This window comes from Pseudomonas sp. TE3-3-F2023 (assembly GCF_036784815.1).
GTDB lineage: Bacteria > Pseudomonadota > Gammaproteobacteria > Pseudomonadales > Pseudomonadaceae > Aquipseudomonas > Aquipseudomonas pudica.
In genome coordinates this window covers 5,588,812-5,606,149 of sequence record NZ_CP145113.1, presented here as the reverse complement: position 1 = coordinate 5,606,149, position 17,338 = coordinate 5,588,812, and the positions used below count along the sequence as shown (strand labels likewise).

Below are 17,338 nucleotides of genomic sequence, written 5' to 3'. Positions count from 1 at the left end.
GGTGCCCGTCATACCTGTCGAAGTTGTTGGGCTGGTAGTGGATACCTGCCGTTGTCATCTGTAAGTCATCTCTCACAGCCCGGGGGCAGGAAAATCGTTACGGCACTATGAGCGATTCGTCGTAGCAGAAGTTCCGGGGTGGGTTCGGTGTGGATGAAAGATTTCTAAATATTTTTTCAGTGGCGGACAATTTCAATCTGATAGCACACGGGTGTTTTGCCCCGATATATAAAGGGCGAAACTGTTGCGAGATATTTTTATGCCAGCATCGAAAAATATTTTGAAAAATTCGTCAAAAAAGCTACGAACGGTCTTATGGCGTTTGGCTATAAGCGGCAGTGCGCCGAATTTTTGGCGTCGGATTTGTGGCGTGATGGCGATATGAGGTGCGCCCTGTTGCGGGGCAAGAGAGATGCGTAAATGGCTGCTGGCCTCTTTGCGGCTAAAGCCGCCCCCACAGGTATTGCACTGGTCTTGCGTTCAGTGGAGTACCTGTGGGAGCGGCTTTAGCCGGGAAGAGGGCGTGACAGGATCACTCGGAAGGATGATCCCGCAGGAACACCAGGTGGTCCGGCTTCGACTGCTCGGCACTGTAGTAGTACTCCTGCACATCGAACTGCTTGAGTTGCTCCGGGTCGCTGATGCGCTGCTGGATGACGAAGCGGCTCATCATCCCTCGCGCCTTCTTGGCGTAGAAGCTGATGATCTTGTACTGGCCGTTCTTCAGGTCCTTGAAGTCGACGTTGATCACCCGGGCCTTCAGCGCGCTGCGTTTCACCGCGCTGAAATACTCGTTGCTGGCCAGGTTCAGCAGCACGTCATCGCCCTGTTCGGCCAGGGCCTGGTTCAGCCATTCGCTGATGCGCGTGCCCCAGAAGGCGTACAGGTCCTTGCCGCGGGCGTTGGCCAGCTTGGTGCCCATTTCAAGGCGGTAGGGTTGCATCAGGTCGAGCGGGCGCAGCAGGCCATACAGGCCCGAAAGCATGCGCAAGTGCTGCTGGGCATAGTTGAAATCGTCATCGCCCAGGCTCTCGGCATCAAGGCCGGTGTACACGTCGCCCTTGAACGCCAGCAGCGCCTGCTTGGCATTGGCCGGGGTGAAGTCCGGGGTCCAGCTGCCGAAGCGCGCTGCATTCAGGCCGGCGAGCTTGTCTGACAGGTGCATCAGTTCGCTGATCTGCGCTGGCGACAGGTCGCGCAGCTGCTGGATCAGTTCCTGGGAGTCGTCCAGGTACTGGGGCAGGGTGAAACGCTCGGTCACCGGCGGGGTGTCGTAGTCGAGGGTCTTGGCGGGTGAAATCACCGTCAGCATCGGGTCGGCTCCTGGCATCGTTGGCGGGGAATTCTACGGGCTGTACGGTGCAAGTCCAAACTATGGCGACGATAGTCACAGACCATGGCCGGTGCAGAGGCTATAGTGCGCGTTTCGCCGTTGCGGAGCCTTCAACCGTGCGTATTGCCTCTGCCTTGCTGGCCGCTCTGCTGAGCCTGGCCGTTCAGGCCGCCCCGTCATCACCCCAGGTGAGCCTGGACCGCAGCCTGTGGCCCGAACAGCTGGACAGCCCGGCGTTGTTCGATGTGGCCTCGCGGGCCGAGATCCTCTCCTTCGCCCAGGTACTTCACGAAAGCGAACTGCTGGACGACGCGGCGCTGGCGGCACGCCTGGGGCTACGGCAAGTCAACCTGCAGAAGGTGCGCCAGGTGCGGGCGCGCATGTGGCAGCGGTTGTGGGAAGGCTATCAACAGGCGCAGCGCAGTTGCGAGCAGGATGCGTCGTTCTGCTATCCGGTGACGTCGATGGCGGAGTTGCGCACGCAAGCGGCGACGTTCGCTGCCGATGTCGGCACTTTCTACACCGGCTGGATCGAGCCTAGCCACCAGTTCCATGTGCGTTACCTGGACGAACAATTGCGCAAGGCGGCGTTGCTGCCGCAGACCAGCAGCGAGGTCGAGCGGCTATCCTCGCGTGAGCGCAATGGGGATGAACTGAACGACCGAATGTTCCTGCTGACCTTCGTCGGCGGGCCAGGGCCGGATGCCGGCAGTACCGACCTGCTGGCGGATTACCTGCGTCGGCAAAAGCTTGAAGGCACGTTCTTCGTGCTCGGCAACCGCCTGCAGCAGCGCCGCGATGCCGGCGCGGCAGATACCTTGCGCAAGGTCTATGCCGGGCAGTGCGTGGGGGTCCAGGGTTGGGAGTACCGCTCCCACGCGCAGTGGACAGGCTGGCAGGACTCGCTGCGACGCAGCCAGGCGCGGGTGCAAGCCGACCTGCCGGAGCAGTATGTGCCATTGTTCCGGCCGCCTTATGGGCAGCGTCGGGCCGATGGCGAGGCGTTCATGGCCAGCCAGCAGTTGCAGGTGTCGTTGTGGGACATCGATGCACAGGATGACGGCGCACTGAGCGCCGAGGCCTCTGCCCAGCGGGTGCTGACCTTGATGCTGCTGTGGCGCAAGGGAGTGATCCAGTTCCATGACAGCCTGCCCAAGGCACAGCCGGCGGTAGAGTGGTTGTTGCGCAATACGGCGCAGAGCGGGATTGGTTGGGAAGATTGCCAGGGATATGCCAACCAGGGGTGATAGGGGGCTGCTACGCAGCCCATCGCCGGCAAGCCAGCTCCCACAGGTACCGTGCATGGCCTGCTGGCGATGGCCCCTGCAAGGCCAGCCTGATTTTTGACTGTAGTCCTCACTCGCCCCCTCGCCAACCCCTGTTCGTCATTTGGAAAAATAAACTTCACCTGCACGTAAAAAGACTTTTTCTAGTCATCATTTTTGCGGTATGAAGAAACCAGACAGCCGATTCCTGCAGCACAGGTGGCGTCATCCAGGCCCACCTAGCCAGGTTCGCTTCCCGCCCGTAACAACGCGGATACGGGGACAGCGGCAGTCACTCTGCGGCGTAACAGACCACGCCGTGTGGCTTCGACATAAGGTGACCGAGTATGGATGACCAAGGACGCAACCCTTCCTCCAGCAAGCCTATCCTGTATGTGCTCGATACCAACGTCCTGATTCACGACCCCAACGCGTTACTGAACTTCGAGGAGCACCATGTCGCCATCCCGATGACGGTGCTGGAGGAACTCGACAAGCTCAAGACCGGCAAGCAGAGCATCGCCGCCGAATGCCGCCAGGCCATTCGCCTTATCGACCAGACCCTTGGTGACTCCTCGCCCAGCGATGTCGAGCAGGGCGTGCCGATCCAGCGTGGCAAGAGTGGGCCCAAGGGCTTCCTGTCCATCCTGATGACTCCGCGCAACGAGCCGAACAAGCTGCTGCCGGAAAACCTCAACGACAACATCATCATCAACCAGTTGCTCGAAGTACGCGCCCGGCGCACCGACCTGGACGTTGTGCTGGTCACCAAAGACATCAACATGCGCCTGAAGGCGCGTGCCTGTGGCATCGCGGCCGAGGACTACAGCACCGATCAGCTGGTCGATGACGTGTCCTTGCTGTCCAAGGGCTACCATTCGGTCACCGGCTCGTTCTGGGACCGGGTGAGCAAGGTCGATACCCGTCAGGAGCGTGGCCGCACCTGGCACCGCGTGCAATTGATCGACAACCTGCCGGCGGTTCACGTCAATGAGTTCATCATCGATGAACAGGGCTTCGTCGGCTGGATCAAGGGTATCCGCAACGATGAGCTGCTATTGCTCGACCTGCACCAGGAGCCGCTGCTGCACCAGGAAGCGTGGGGTCTGAAGCCGCGTGACATCCACCAGAGCCTGGCGCTGTTCGCCCTGCTCGACCCGGATATCCACCTGGTCAACCTGACCGGCGCAGCCGGTTCCGGCAAGACTATCCTGGCCCTGGCTGCGGCGATAGAACAGACCATGGTCAGCAAGCGCTACCGACGCATCATCGCCACCCGCAGCGTGCAGGGGCTGGATCAGGAGATCGGCTTTCTGCCGGGCACCGAGGCCGAGAAGATGGAACCCTGGCTGGGTGCCATCACCGACAACCTCGAAGCCTTGCACATGGATGACGAAAGCACCCATGGCAGCGTCGAGTACATCCTCGAGCGCGTGCCGTTGCAGTTCAAGTCGCTGAACTACATCCGTGGCCGTAGCTTCCAGCAGAGCCTGATCCTGATCGACGAGTGTCAGAACCTGACGCCGCACCAGATGAAAACCATCATCACCCGTGCGGGTTCCGGTTCCAAGGTTGTCTGCCTGGGCAACCTGGCGCAGATCGATACCCCCTACCTGTCCGCGACCAGCTCGGGCCTGACCTACCTGACCGAGCGCTTCAAGGACTTCCCCCATGGCGTGCATATCACCCTGCAGGGCGTGCCACGCTCGGTGCTGGCCGAGTACGCCGAGTCGCATCTGTAACCCTCGGTGCCGGGCGGTTCTCCGCCCGGCCTCTTCGCGGGCGTGCCCGCGAAGAGGCCGGCCCGGTTGACGCACCCTCTGCTCAAACCTGACTCACAGGTTTACACTGCGAATTCCCTTCACAGGAGCAGAGCAGTGCTGACACATCTTGATTCTCAGGGGCGGGCCAACATGGTCGACGTCACTGAAAAGGCCGTGACCGAGCGCGAGGCCACCGCCGAGGCGCGGGTGCGCATGTTGCCGCAGACCTTGCAGATGATCGTCGACGGTGAACACCCCAAGGGCGACGTGTTCGCCGTGGCGCGCATTGCCGGGATCCAGGCGGCGAAGAAGACCAGCGACCTGATCCCGCTGTGCCACCCGCTGATGCTGACCAGCGTCAAGGTCGAGCTCAGCGCCGAAGGGCAGGACGCCGTGCGTATCGTCGCCCGATGCAAGCTGGCCGGGCAGACCGGCGTGGAGATGGAAGCGCTGACCGCCGCCAGCGTGGCTGCGCTGACGATCTATGACATGTGCAAGGCTGTGGATAAAGGCATGGTCATCGAACAGGTGCGCCTGCTGGAAAAACTCGGTGGCAAGAGCGGCCACTACAAGGTGGAGGCGTGATGAAGGTCAAGGTGATGTACTTCGCCCGTTACCGCGAACTGCTGGGCGTGGATGCCGAGCGGGTGGAGGGTGCGTTCAAGGTGCTCGACGATGTGCGCCAGGCCTTGGTGGCCAAGGGCGGGCAGTACGAAGTGCTGGCCGAGCAGAACCTGATGTGTGCGCGCAACGAAGAACTGTGCAAGCTCGATGAACCGCTGGAAGAGGGCGATGAAGTGGCATTCTTCCCGCCGGTGACCGGAGGCTGAACATGGCTGTGCGAGTACAGGAGGGCGCGTTCGATCCGGGGGCCGAGACCAACGCCATGCACGCGGCGAATGTCGGCGTGGGCGCGGTGGTCGGTTTTGTCGGCTACGTGCGGGATTTCAACGATGGCCGCGAAGTGGCGGGGATGTTCCTCGAGCACTATCCGGGCATGACCGAAAAGGCCTTGGCCAAGATCGTGGTCGAGGCCGAGCAGCGCTGGCCGTTGCTCAAGGTGGAGGTGCTGCACCGCATCGGTGCACTGGAGCCGGGTGAGCCGATCGTGTTCGTAGGTGTGGCCAGTGCCCATCGGCAGGCGGCGTTCGATGCCTGCAACTTCATCATGGACTACCTCAAGACCCGGGCGCCGTTCTGGAAGAAGGAAAATACCCAGGAAGGGGCACGGTGGGTAGAAGGGAAGCAGAGTGACCAGGATGCCGCCGAGCGCTGGTAGCCAGGCTGCGCTGATTCCTTGTAGGAGCGGCCTTGTGTCGCGAAAGGGCCGCATCGCGGCCCCAGGATTTCAGCATTAATGCAGAGATTGCTGGGGCCGCGATGCGGCCCTTTCGCGACACAAGGCCGCTCCTACAGAGGGCAGGCCAGCGCTGATGAATCAGTGATGCTTGCGCGGCACCGGCTTCAGCAGCTCATCCGGCGGCATTTCACACTTGATCTTGCGCCCCAGCAGCTCTTCGATCGCCGGCAGCTGGTACGAGTCATCCTCACCGGCAAAGCTGATCGACACACCACTGGTGCCTGCACGGCCAGTCCGGCCAATGCGGTGCACGTAGTCGTCCGGGTCTTCCGGCAGGGTGAAGTTGATCACGTGGCTGATGCCATCGATGTGGATGCCACGCCCCGCCACGTCGGTGGCCACCAGCACAGTGATGCGCCCTTCGCGGAAGTTCTCCAGGGTGCGGATACGCTTGTGCTGCGGCACGTCGCCCGACAGCTGCGCGGCATTGATGCCGTCGCGCACGAGTTTTTCCTCGATGCGCCGCACTTCGTCCTTGCGGTTGGCGAATACCATCACCCGTTCCCACTTGTTCTGGGTCACCAGGTTGAACAGCAGCTTGTACTTGTCGCTGCCGGCCACCGCATAGACGTGCTGCTCCACCGTTTCGCTGGCAACGTTCTCCGGCTCGATCTCGACGATGGCCGGGTTCGTGGTCCACTGCTTGGCCAGGTTCATCACATCGTCGGTGAAGGTGGCGGAGAACAGCAGGGTCTGGCGCTCGCTTTTCGGCGGCGTCTGGCGAATGATCTGACGCACCTGGGGGATGAAACCCATGTCGAGCATGCGGTCGGCTTCGTCCAGCACCATCACCTCGACCATGTCCAGGTGCACCTCACCGCGCTGGTTGAAGTCCAGCAGGCGGCCCGGAGTGGCCACCAGGATGTCGCAATGGCGCGCTTCCAGGGCCTTGAGCTGCTTGTCGAAGTCCATGCCGCCGACGAAGCTCATCACGTTCAGGCCGGTGTACTTGGTCAGGGCGATGGCATCCTTGGCGATCTGCACCACCAGCTCGCGGGTGGGCGCGATGATCAGCGCGCGTGGCTCGCCCATGTAGCGTTCCTTCGGCGGCGGCGTCTGCTGCAGCTGGGAAATGATCGAGATCAGGAACGCTGCAGTCTTGCCGGTACCGGTCTGGGCGCGGCCGATGGCGTCCTGGCCACGCAGGGTATAACCCAGCACCTGTGCCTGGATCGGCGTGCAGTACGGAAAGCCCAGGTCGTGGATGGCGTGCATCAGCTCGTTGGATAGCTTGAAGTCGTGGAAGCGGGTCTTGCCTTCCTGCGGCTCGACCACGAAGTCCTCCGGTTTCCACAGGCTGGCCTGTGGCTTGGGCTTGCGCTCGCGACGCGGTTTGTCCTTGGCCGGCTTGTCGGCGGCTGGCGTAATGGTGGCAGGCTGCTCGGCCAGGGGGGCGTGGGTGGCGCGTGAGGCGGCCGGTTTTGCCGCAGGCTGGGCCTCGCTGGCGGGGGCGGGCGCAGGCGGCGTCACGCTGGCAGCAGGAGCGACGGCCTGTGGCGCGGCGTCTCCCTTGCCGAAGATTTTCTTGAGTGCCTTGAGCACGATCGTCTCGTCAACTGGTTAAGGAATGTACGCCGGGCAGTGTAATGCAAGATTCAGGCGCGGCGTAGTGGAATAGCCTTACAACTACATGCGGCCCTGGCTTATTGCAATTGCTTGCTCAGCCAGTCGTGGATGTCGTTCAACTCTTCCACCACCACTTCATGTTCCATCGGGTATTCGTGCCAGCGGGCGGCTACGCCCCAGGTATTCAGGTACTCGAAGGCGGTGCGGCCCATCGCGGGGATCACCACCGGGTCGTGCACGCCGTGCAGGCACAGGGCCGGGGTGCGTTGCTGGCAGGCGCTCAACTGATGCTGGTCGTTGAAGGTGGGGGCGTAGGTGGACAGGGCGATCACCCCACCCAGTGCTTCTTGCCACTTTATATAGGCAGTGTGCAGCACCACCGCGCCGCCCTGGGAGAAACCGGCCAGGAAGATCCGCGACAGGCTGATGCCTTTGGCCTGCTCGGCCTTGATCAGGGCAATGAGCTGCTCGGCCGATTCTTCCAGCTGCGCCTCGTCAATGGCGCGGGCCGGGGTCATGGCCTTGATGTCGTACCAGCTGGGCATGGCGTAGCCGCCGTTGATGGTTACCGGGCGGGTTGGAGCCTGGGGCATGACGAAACGGGTGCTGAGCAGGCGTTCCTGCATGAATTCGGCCACTGGTAGGAAGTCGTAACGGTCGGCACCCAGGCCGTGCAACCAGATCACACAGGCGTCTGCGGTTTTCTGCGGTTCGAGAATCAGCGGATTGGTCATGACTGCTCCGAAAGTGTGCGGGTCTTGTTATGGCGTGCGTGAAAAGAAGGCGCTGGAAATGATTGTCGGAAAAAGAATGTCGCAACGATACAACTTTCCCTACTTGACTTGCGCTTAAACGCTACAGCCAGAAATTTTGGTACGCGCTTTGCAATTCCACCAACGATGCAAAGGGCAGGCCGTGACGGTAACACCCTTTGCACGCGAAGGCTGTCACAGAACAGCCCATTGCGCCATTGACCCAATAACAAGCCAACACGGGTCGGATACGCCTCAAAAGGGTGCGGTGCAATTCCGGCTCGATACAACAAGAGCGATTTGGAGGTTGTGAATGAAGATGTTGAAAACCACCCTGGCAGTCCTGGCCGCTGCTGCCGCGCTGGGCGCCGTGAGCAACGCCCAGGCCGGCGCCACCCTAGATGCGGTAAAGAAGAAGGGCTTCGTCCAGTGTGGCGTGAGCGACGGTCTTCCAGGGTTCTCGGTACCTGATGCACAGGGCAAGATCATTGGTATCGACGCTGACGTCTGTCGCGCCGTGGCTGCCGCCGTGTTCGGCGATGCCACCAAGGTCAAGTTCAGCCAGCTCAACGCCAAGGAACGCTTCACCGCCCTGCAGTCGGGCGAAGTCGACGTGCTGTCTCGCAACACCACCTGGACCAGCTCGCGCGATGCGGGCATGGGCCTGGTATTCGCCGGTGTTACCTACTACGACGGCGTCGGCTTCCTGGTCAACAAGAAACTGGGTGTTTCCAGCGCCAAGGAGCTCGATGGCGCGACCATCTGCATCCAGGCCGGTACCACCACCGAGCTGAACGTGTCGGACTTCTTCCGCGCCAATGGCCTGAAATATACCCCGATCACTTTCGATACCTCTGACGAAAGCGCCAAGTCGCTGGAGTCCGGTCGTTGCGACGTGCTGACCTCGGACAAGTCGCAGCTGTTCGCCCAGCGTTCCAAGCTGGCCGCGCCGGCCGACTACGTGGTACTGCCGGAAACCATTTCCAAGGAACCGCTGGGCCCGGTGGTGCGCAAAGGCGACGAGGAATGGTTCAGCATCGTCAAGTGGACCCTGTTCGCCATGCTCAACGCCGAAGAGGCGGGCATCACCTCGAAGAACGTAGAGGCCGAGGCCAAAGGCACCAAGAACCCGGACGTCGCCCGCCTGCTGGGTGCGGACGGTGAGTACGGCAAGGACCTCAAGCTGCCCAAGGACTGGGTAGTGCAGATCGTCAAGCAAGTCGGTAACTACGGCGAAGTGTTCGAGAAGAACCTGGGCCAAAGCACCGACCTGAAGATCGACCGTGGCATGAACGCCCTGTGGAACAACGGCGGCATCCAGTACGCGCCACCTGTGCGCTGATGGCTGCACCCTGCGGCGGCATCCCGCCGCCGCAGGCTGTTCGGAACCCTACTGTCCGGGGCACTTCATGCAAAATCGAATCGGCGCACAAAAGGGTTTATCCCTGAGCGATCCACGTGTGCGCGCGTGGCTGTTCCAGATCCTCACGATAGTCTTCGTGGTCGGTCTGGGCTGGTATCTGTTCCACAACACGCAAACCAACCTGCAACACCGGGGCATCACCTCGGGCTTCGACTTCCTCGACCGCAGTGCCGGCTTCGGCATCGCCCAGCATCTGATCCCCTACGTGGAATCCGACAGCTATGCGCGGGTGTTCGTCATCGGCCTGCTCAATACCTTGCTGGTGACCTTCATCGGCGTGGTACTGGCGACCATTCTCGGCTTCATCATCGGTGTGGCGCGGTTGTCGCCGAACTGGATGATCAACAAGCTGGCGACCGTGTATGTGGAAACCTTCCGCAACATCCCGCCGTTGCTGCAGATCCTGTTCTGGTACTTCGCAGTGTTCCTGACCCTGCCGGGACCGCGGGGCAGCATCAATATCGACGACACCTTCTTCATCAGCAACCGTGGCCTGAACATGCCCGGCGCATCCATGGCCGAAGGCTTCTGGCCGTTCGTCGTGGCGCTGGTCCTGGCGCTGCTGGCCATCGTGGCGATGGTGCGCTTTGCCAACAAGCGCTTCGACGAGACCGGCGTGCCGTTCCACAAGTTCTGGGTGGGGCTGGCAATGTTCATCGCCATTCCGGGCGTTTGTGCACTGCTGTTCGGCAGCCCTGTGCACTGGGAAGTGCCGCAATTGAAAGGATTCAACTTCGTCGGTGGCTGGGTACTGATCCCCGAGTTGCTGGCGCTGACCCTGGCGTTGACCATCTATACCGCTGCGTTCATCGCCGAGATCGTGCGCTCTGGTATCCGTTCGGTCAGCCATGGCCAGACCGAGGCCGCGCACTCGCTTGGCCTGCGCGAGGGGCCGACCCTGCGCAAGGTGATCATCCCCCAGGCACTGCGGGTGATCATCCCGCCGCTGACCAGCCAGTACCTGAACCTGGCGAAGAACTCATCGCTGGCAGCCGGTATCGGCTACCCGGAGATGGTCTCGCTGTTCGCCGGTACCGTGCTCAACCAGACCGGCCAGGCTATCGAGGTGATCGCCATCACCATGAGTGTCTATCTCGCCATCAGCATCAGCATTTCGCTGCTGATGAACTGGTACAACAAGCGCATTGCGCTGATCGAGCGGTGAGGATACGCCCGTGAATGCCCATGTTTTCAAACCTGACATGCCGCCACCGGTGAAAACCGTCGGCGTGCTCGCATGGATGCGTGCCAATCTGTTCTCCAGCTGGCTCAACACGCTGCTGACCCTGTTTGCCATCTACCTGGTATGGCTGATCGTGCCTCCGCTGCTGCAGTGGGCGTTGCTTGACGCCAACTGGGTCGGCACCACACGCGCCGACTGCACCAAGGAGGGCGCCTGCTGGGTGTTCGTGCAGCAGCGCTTCGGCCAGTTCATGTATGGCTACTACCCGGCCGAGTTGCGCTGGCGCGTGGACCTCACCGTGTGGCTTGCCGTGCTTGGCGCCGCGCCGCTGTTCATCAAGCGTTTCCCACGCAAGGCCTTCTACGGCCTGGGCTTCCTGGTGCTGTACCCGCTGCTGGCCTACACCCTCCTGCACGGGGGCGTGCTGGGCCTGGAAAACGTACCGACCAGCCAGTGGGGCGGGCTGATGCTGACCCTGGTGATCGCCACCGTGGGCATTGTCGGCGCATTGCCGCTGGGCATCCTGCTGGCCTTGGGGCGGCGCTCGAAGATGCCGGCGGTGAAGGTGGTATGCGTGACCTTCATCGAGTTCTGGCGTGGCGTGCCGCTGATCACCGTGCTGTTCATGTCATCGGTGATGCTGCCGTTGTTCCTGCCTGAGGGCATGAGCTTCGACAAGCTGTTGCGGGCGATGATCGGCGTGATCCTGTTCCAGTCGGCGTACATCGCCGAGGTGGTGCGTGGTGGCCTGCAGGCCATCCCCAAGGGCCAGTACGAAGCTGCCGCGGCCATGGGCCTGGGCTACTGGCGGGCGATGGGTCTGGTGATTCTGCCGCAGGCGCTCAAGCTGGTGATCCCCGGCATCGTCAACACCTTCATTGCCTTGTTCAAGGACACCAGCCTGGTGATCATCATCGGCCTGTTCGACCTGCTGAACAGCGTCAAGCAAGCCGCCGCCGACCCGGCCTGGCTGGGCATGGCTACCGAGGGCTACGTGTTCGCCGCCCTGGTGTTCTGGATTTTCTGTTTCGGTATGTCCCGCTACTCCATGCATCTGGAGCGGAAGCTGGACACTGGCCACAAGCGTTAGGAGTTTCGAAATGAGTGAAGCGATCAAGCAGCCTGCCGGCCCCGAAGGCATCATCCAGATGCAGGGCGTGAACAAGTGGTACGGCCAGTTCCATGTGCTCAAGGACATCAACCTGAACGTGCGCCAGGGCGAGCGCATCGTGCTGTGCGGGCCGTCCGGCTCGGGCAAATCCACCACCATCCGTTGCCTCAACCGCCTGGAAGAGCACCAGCAGGGGCGCATCGTGGTCGATGGTGTGGAGCTGACCAACGATCTCAAGCAGATCGAGGCCATTCGCCGCGAAGTGGGCATGGTGTTCCAGCACTTCAATCTGTTCCCGCACCTGAGCATCCTGGAAAACTGCACCCTGGCGCCGATGTGGGTGCGCAAGATGCCACGGCGCAAGGCCGAGGAAATTGCCATGCACTATCTGGAGCGGGTGCGTATTCCGGAGCAGGCGCACAAGTACCCAGGGCAGTTGTCCGGTGGCCAGCAGCAGCGTGTGGCGATTGCCCGCGCGTTGTGCATGAAACCGAAAATCATGCTGTTCGACGAGCCGACCTCGGCGCTGGACCCGGAAATGGTCAAGGAAGTGCTCGATACCATGGTGGGCCTGGCCGAGGATGGCATGACCATGCTCTGCGTGACCCACGAGATGGGCTTTGCCCGGACCGTGGCGAACCGGGTGATCTTCATGGACAAGGGCGAGATCGTCGAGCAGGCGGCGCCGGATGACTTCTTCGACCGGCCGCGCAGTGACCGGACCAAGTTGTTCCTGAGCCAGATCCTGCATTGATGCAAAAGGGGCCGCTTTGCGGCCCATCGCCGGCAAGCCAGCTCCCACAGGAATCACATCAGCCTCAAGCCCTGTGCAATACCTGTGGGAGCTGGCTTGCCGGCGATGGGCTGCAAAGCAGCCCCAGATCGAAGGCTTACTTTTCTTCCTTGGCGACTGCCGGCGCCGGTGGCGGCCGCAGCCCCACCTCGGCGATCAGCTTAAGCTGCTGCCCATTGCGCATCACTTCGATGGTGATCTTCTCGTTGGGCTTGATCCGCGCCACCTGGTTCATCGACTTGCGCCCGTCGCCGGCCGGCTCGCCGTTGATGCTCAGGATCACGTCACCCAGCTGCAGCCCGGCCTTGGCCGCCGGCCCTTCGCGGAAGATACCCGCCACCACGATGCCCGGGCGGTCCTTCATGCCGAACGATTCAGCCAGTTCCTGGCTCAGCGGCTGCACTTCGATGCCCAGCCAGCCACGGATCACCTGGCCGTGCTCGATGATCGACTTCATCACCTCCAGTGCCAGTTTCACCGGGATGGCGAAGCCGATGCCCTGTGAACCGCCGGACTTGGAGAAGATCGCGGTGTTGATACCGATCAGGTTGCCGTTGGCATCCACCAGCGCACCACCAGAGTTGCCCGGGTTGATCGCGGCGTCGGTCTGAATGAAGTCTTCGTAGTTGTTCAGGCCCAGCTGGTTGCGGCCAGTGGCGCTGATGATGCCCATGGTCACGGTCTGGCCGACCCCGAACGGGTTGCCGATGGCCAACGACACGTCGCCGATGTGAATGTTGTCGGAGCGGCCGATGGTGATCGCCGGCAGGCTCTTCAGGTCGATCTTCAGCACCGCAAGGTCGGTCTCCGGGTCGCTGCCGATGACCCGGGCCAGGGTTTCGCGGCCATCCTTCAGGGCTACGACGATCTGGTCGGCGCCGCTGGTGACGTGGTTGTTGGTCAGCAGGTAGCCCTCGGGGCTCATGATCACCGCCGAGCCCAGGCTTGATTCCCAGCGGCGCTGCTTGGGCAGGTTGTCACCGAAGAAACGGCGGAACTGCGGGTCTTCGAACAGCGGGTGGGCGCTCTTGTTCACCACCTTTGTGGTGTACAGGTTGACCACCGCCGGGGCGGCCAGGGTCACGGCGTCGGCATAGGATACCGGGCCCTGCATGATCCGCGAGGTCTGCGGCGCCTGCTGCAGGTTGACGTCCTGGCTGGGGAGGCCGACCCACTCCGGGAAGCGCTGGATGATCAGCATGGCGATCAGTACGCCGGTAAGCAGGGGCCAGCCAAAATAACGCAAAGCCTTGAACATGAATGAATCCTGGAAAGAGCCGGGGACGGTGACCGTGCGGTGGGGCATGAGCGCGCGCGATCATACACCGGTTCCCCCAGTGCCGGCGACGGCCCATAATGGCCGGCATTATACGGGCGTTGCATGGGCGTTGTGCCCGAGAAAAACGCAGATTTCGAGGAGATTTTCATGGCCGTCGCTCTCAACACCCTGGTCGAGGAAGCCGAGCGTTACCTGGGCAGCGCGAAGATCCAGGATTATTGCCCCAATGGCCTGCAGGTCGAAGGCCGGCCGCAGGTCAGCCGAATCGTCAGCGGCGTTACCGCCAGCCAGGCGCTGCTGGATGCGGCGGTCGAGGCCGAGGCCGACCTGGTGCTGGTGCACCATGGCTACTTCTGGAAGGGTGAGAACCCTTGCATCACCGGCATCCGGCAGCGCCGGCTGAAGACCCTGTTGAACAACGACATCAGCCTGCTGGCGTTCCACCTGCCGCTGGATGTGCACCCGGACGTGGGCAACAACGTGCAACTGGCGCGGCAGCTGGACATCACCGTCGAAGGGCCGCTGGACCCGGAGAACCCCAAGGTGGTCGGCCTGGTCGGCTCGCTGGCCGAGCCGATGACCGCGCTCGACTTTGCCCGACGGGTGCGTGAGGTGCTGGGGCGTGAGCCTCTGCTGGTCGAAGGTGAGCAGATGATTCGCCGGGTCGGCTGGTGCACGGGGGGCGGGCAGGGCTACATCGACACCGCGATCGCGGCCGGGGTAGACCTTTACCTGACCGGCGAGGCGTCGGAGCAGACCTACCATAGTGCTCGCGAGAATGGTGTCAGCTTCATTGCCGCCGGGCACCACGCCACCGAGCGGTATGGGGTGCAGGCGCTGGGGGATTACCTGGCGCGGCGCTTTGCCGTGGAGCACCTGTTCATCGATTGCCCGAACCCGATCTGACATCGGCGTCGCCTTCTTCGCGGGCGCGCCCGCTCCCACAAGGGTGGACTGCCCCCGAAAAGTTGGACAGTTTTAGCCAGTAGCCTGAGTCCTGTAGCTGACAGGGCTCAGGCCATTGAGTTTCAGCCTGATGCGATCATGGTTGTAATAATGGATGTACTCCTCCAGGCCAGCCTTCAGCTCTTCGACGCTTTCAAAGCGCTTCAGGTAGAAGAACTCTGACTTCAGTGTGCTGAAGAAGCTTTCCATCGCCGCATTATCCAGACAATTACCCTTGCGAGACATGCTCTGCTTCACACCGCGCGCTGCGAGCTTATGGCGGTATTGGGGCTGCTGGTAATGCCATCCTTGATCTGAGTGGATCACTAGCTTGGGCTTTTCACCCAACCCATCGAGCGCCTTTTCCAGCATGTTCCCGACCAAGCCATAGGTCGGCCGGCAAGCTGTTTCATAGGCGATGATCTCACCGTTGTACAAGTCCATCATGGGCGACAGGTAGAGCTTTTGCTGGGCCACTTTGAACTCAGTGACATCGGTCACCCACTTCTGGTTGGGGCGTTGCGCGACGAAATTACGCTCCAGCAAATTCATGGCCACCTTGCCGACAATGCCGCGATAGGATCGATACTTCTTCGGGCGTACAACGGACTGCAAACCAAGCTCAGCCATCAACCGTTCAATGACCTTCTTGTTGACCAAGGTTCCCTGGTTCCTGATGGCAAGGGCAATTCGGCGGTAGCCATACAGCCCTTTCTCCTCGTGATAGACACGCTGCACCAACTCCTTGAGCGAAGCGTGCCTGTCCGGCTTTTGCTGGCACTTGACCTGGTAATAAAAGGTACTGCGTGCCAACCCCACCATCTGCAAGAGGTCAAGCAGCGGATATTTATGTCTGAATTTGCAGACGATCAGGGCTTTTTCGTCCGTGTTCGCTCCTTCTCCTCTCGCAGAGCCTTTAACTCCTTTAGGACATCATTCTCCATGCGCAGATACTCGAGCTCGCTCAACAACTGCTCACGAGATTTCTCTGCGTCATTGGTGTCTGTCGGCTTGATGGGCTTAATTTTCTTCGGCACGGCTGATTTTCTTTGTTTGGCGAGAGTGGCTACAGGACTGCCACTGTAGTGCTGCCGCAGCCAAATGCCTATCTGTGAGGACTGTCCAAGGCCAAAGTGCGCCGCTGTTTGGCGCAAGGACAGACGATGCTCAAGCATGTACTTGAGCACCCGTCGCTTGAATTCCTCGGTGTAGCGGCGACCATGCGAGCGAGGGCTGAGGCTGGCATCGACTTGGTAGCCAGCAACCCAGCGCCGAAGTAGGCTGAAATCGATGCCAAAGTGTTGTGCCACCTTGCGAAAGCCCCGGTTGCCCTCTAGGTAAGCGGTGATAGCCGTGAGCTTGAACTGCTCTGTGTATTTACCCATAGATCCCCCAAAGGGTTGGATTGGTGTCCAACTTCTTGGGGGCAGTCCAAGGGCTCCGCTGCACCTGTGGGAGCGGGCGTGCCCGCGAAGGGCCGCAGAGCGGCCCCAATTCCAGCCCAAACCCCCAGTCATATCGTTAGACTTTTTCGATCTAGCCAGCCTCCTAAATAGAAGCAGCTGCTGTGATAAAGTGGCTCGCTCGAACACGGCCCGCAGGCCGTCCATAAGATCGTTTTTCGTGAGTAGCCATGGTCGACAAACTGACGCACTTGAAACAGCTGGAGGCGGAGAGCATCCACATCATCCGCGAGGTGGCCGCCGAGTTCGACAACCCGGTGATGCTGTACTCGATCGGCAAGGATTCCGCCGTGATGCTGCACCTGGCGCGCAAGGCCTTCTTCCCGGGCAAGCTGCCGTTCCCGGTGATGCACGTCGACACTCAGTGGAAATTCCAGGAGATGTACAGCTTCCGCGACAAGATGGTCGAGGAAATGGGCCTGGAGCTGATCACCCACGTCAACCCCGAGGGTGTGGCGCAGGGCATCAACCCGTTCACCCATGGCAGCTCCAAGCACACCGACATCATGAAGACCCAGGGCCTGAAGCAGGCGCTGGACAAGCATGGTTTCGATGCCGCCTTCGGTGGTGCGCGCCGCGACGAAGAGAAATCGCGGGCCAAGGAGCGCGTGTACTCGTTCCGTGACAGCAAGCACCGCTGGGACCCGAAGAACCAGCGCCCGGAACTGTGGAACGTTTACAACGGCAAGGTCAACAAGGGCGAGTCGATCCGCGTCTTCCCGCTGTCGAACTGGACCGAACTGGACATCTGGCAGTACATCTACCTCGAAGGCATCCCGATCGTGCCGCTGTACTTTGCCGCCGAGCGTGAAGTGATCGAGAAGAACGGCACCCTGATCATGATCGACGACGAGCGCATCCTCGAACATCTCACCGACGAAGAGAAAGCGCGCATCGTCAAGAAGAAGGTGCGTTTCCGTACCCTCGGCTGCTACCCATTGACGGGTGCTGTCGAGTCGGAAGCCGAGACCCTGACGGACATCATCCAGGAAATGCTCCTGACCCGTACGTCCGAACGCCAGGGCCGTGTCATCGACCACGATGGCGCCGGTTCCATGGAAGACAAGAAACGCCAAGGCTACTTCTAATTTCAGGGTTACTC

Annotated in this window: 16 protein-coding genes; 11 read left to right on the top strand and 5 right to left on the bottom strand. The window is 61.3% G+C overall.

Annotated elements, in window-relative coordinates; genetic code table 11:
• Positions 1 to 532: 532 nt before the first annotated feature.
• Positions 533 to 1,312, bottom strand: coding sequence for a peroxide stress protein YaaA (yaaA, locus tag V3314_RS25675; RefSeq protein WP_338459786.1), 780 nt, complete (start codon positions 1,310 to 1,312; stop codon positions 533 to 535).
• 137 nt (positions 1,313 to 1,449) lie between these two features.
• On the opposite strand from yaaA, the gene V3314_RS25670 reads away from it, so the two are divergent.
• The 5 genes from V3314_RS25670 (at position 1,450) to moaE (ending at position 5,640) form a co-directional block, all read left to right on the top strand.
• Positions 1,450 to 2,580, top strand: a complete 1,131-nt coding sequence (locus V3314_RS25670) for a polysaccharide deacetylase family protein (RefSeq protein WP_046617057.1) — start codon at positions 1,450 to 1,452, stop codon at positions 2,578 to 2,580.
• A gap of 365 nt (positions 2,581 to 2,945) precedes the next feature.
• Positions 2,946 to 4,340, top strand: coding sequence for a PhoH family protein (locus tag V3314_RS25665; RefSeq protein WP_046617058.1), 1,395 nt, complete (start codon positions 2,946 to 2,948; stop codon positions 4,338 to 4,340).
• A 135-nt stretch (positions 4,341 to 4,475) separates the two neighbouring features.
• On the top strand, positions 4,476 to 4,946 hold the full coding sequence (gene moaC / locus V3314_RS25660) for a cyclic pyranopterin monophosphate synthase MoaC (protein WP_003251775.1): 471 nt from the start codon (positions 4,476 to 4,478) through the stop codon (positions 4,944 to 4,946).
• On the top strand, positions 4,946 to 5,191 hold the full coding sequence (moaD, locus tag V3314_RS25655; protein ID WP_003251777.1) for a molybdopterin converting factor subunit 1: 246 nt from the start codon (positions 4,946 to 4,948) through the stop codon (positions 5,189 to 5,191). The genes moaC and moaD overlap by 1 nt, the downstream gene beginning before the upstream one ends.
• Positions 5,192 to 5,193: 2 nt before the next feature.
• The gene (gene moaE / locus V3314_RS25650; protein WP_013974144.1) at positions 5,194 to 5,640 is read left to right on the top strand and encodes a molybdopterin synthase catalytic subunit MoaE; all 447 of its coding nucleotides are present in this window, start codon (positions 5,194 to 5,196) and stop codon (positions 5,638 to 5,640) included.
• 159 nt (positions 5,641 to 5,799) lie between these two features.
• Here moaE and rhlB read toward each other — a convergent pair whose 3' ends face one another.
• The gene (gene rhlB, locus V3314_RS25645) at positions 5,800 to 7,263 is read right to left on the bottom strand and encodes an ATP-dependent RNA helicase RhlB (protein ID WP_046616496.1); all 1,464 of its coding nucleotides are present in this window, start codon (positions 7,261 to 7,263) and stop codon (positions 5,800 to 5,802) included.
• Between the two features lie 101 nt (positions 7,264 to 7,364).
• Positions 7,365 to 8,021, bottom strand: a complete 657-nt coding sequence (locus tag V3314_RS25640) for an alpha/beta fold hydrolase (protein WP_108480652.1) — start codon at positions 8,019 to 8,021, stop codon at positions 7,365 to 7,367.
• Positions 8,022 to 8,352: 331 nt separating this feature from the next.
• Between V3314_RS25640 and V3314_RS25635 the strand changes: the two genes are divergently transcribed.
• The 4 genes from V3314_RS25635 to V3314_RS25620 all read left to right on the top strand — a co-directional run bounded on the left by V3314_RS25635 (position 8,353) and on the right by V3314_RS25620 (position 12,510).
• A complete protein-coding gene (locus V3314_RS25635) occupies positions 8,353 to 9,381 on the top strand; it encodes an amino acid ABC transporter substrate-binding protein (protein ID WP_046616498.1) in 1,029 nt (342 codons plus the stop codon).
• Positions 9,382 to 9,448: 67 nt separating this feature from the next.
• Positions 9,449 to 10,627 carry an amino acid ABC transporter permease gene (locus V3314_RS25630; protein WP_085601197.1) on the top strand — a complete coding sequence of 393 codons (1,179 nt, stop codon included), beginning with the start codon at positions 9,449 to 9,451 and terminating at the stop codon, positions 10,625 to 10,627.
• A 10-nt stretch (positions 10,628 to 10,637) separates the two neighbouring features.
• Positions 10,638 to 11,735: an amino acid ABC transporter permease gene (locus V3314_RS25625; RefSeq protein WP_046616500.1), complete on the top strand. Its 1,098-nt coding sequence runs from the start codon at positions 10,638 to 10,640 to the stop codon at positions 11,733 to 11,735.
• A 10-nt stretch (positions 11,736 to 11,745) separates the two neighbouring features.
• Positions 11,746 to 12,510: an amino acid ABC transporter ATP-binding protein gene (locus V3314_RS25620; protein WP_003251792.1), complete on the top strand. Its 765-nt coding sequence runs from the start codon at positions 11,746 to 11,748 to the stop codon at positions 12,508 to 12,510.
• 136 nt (positions 12,511 to 12,646) lie between these two features.
• Here the strand turns inward: V3314_RS25620 and algW are convergent, their stop codons facing one another.
• The gene (gene algW, locus V3314_RS25615) at positions 12,647 to 13,807 is read right to left on the bottom strand and encodes a Do family serine endopeptidase AlgW (RefSeq protein WP_046616502.1); all 1,161 of its coding nucleotides are present in this window, start codon (positions 13,805 to 13,807) and stop codon (positions 12,647 to 12,649) included.
• Positions 13,808 to 13,975: 168 nt separating this feature from the next.
• Between algW and V3314_RS25610 the strand changes: the two genes are divergently transcribed.
• Positions 13,976 to 14,734 carry a Nif3-like dinuclear metal center hexameric protein gene (locus tag V3314_RS25610; protein WP_108480653.1) on the top strand — a complete coding sequence of 253 codons (759 nt, stop codon included), beginning with the start codon at positions 13,976 to 13,978 and terminating at the stop codon, positions 14,732 to 14,734.
• A 72-nt stretch (positions 14,735 to 14,806) separates the two neighbouring features.
• On the opposite strand, the gene V3314_RS25605 is transcribed toward V3314_RS25610, so the two are convergent.
• Positions 14,807 to 16,158, bottom strand: a protein-coding gene (locus tag V3314_RS25605; RefSeq protein ID WP_235431436.1) for an IS3 family transposase whose coding sequence is annotated in 2 segments (ribosomal slippage) — positions 14,807 to 15,681 and positions 15,681 to 16,158 — 1,353 coding nt in all. Because the reading frame shifts where the segments join, the coding sequence is not laid out codon by codon here.
• A 248-nt stretch (positions 16,159 to 16,406) separates the two neighbouring features.
• Between V3314_RS25605 and cysD the strand changes: the two genes are divergently transcribed.
• A complete protein-coding gene (gene cysD / locus V3314_RS25600) occupies positions 16,407 to 17,324 on the top strand; it encodes a sulfate adenylyltransferase subunit CysD (RefSeq protein ID WP_013974136.1) in 918 nt (305 codons plus the stop codon).
• The last annotated feature ends 14 nt before the right edge of the window (positions 17,325 to 17,338 follow it).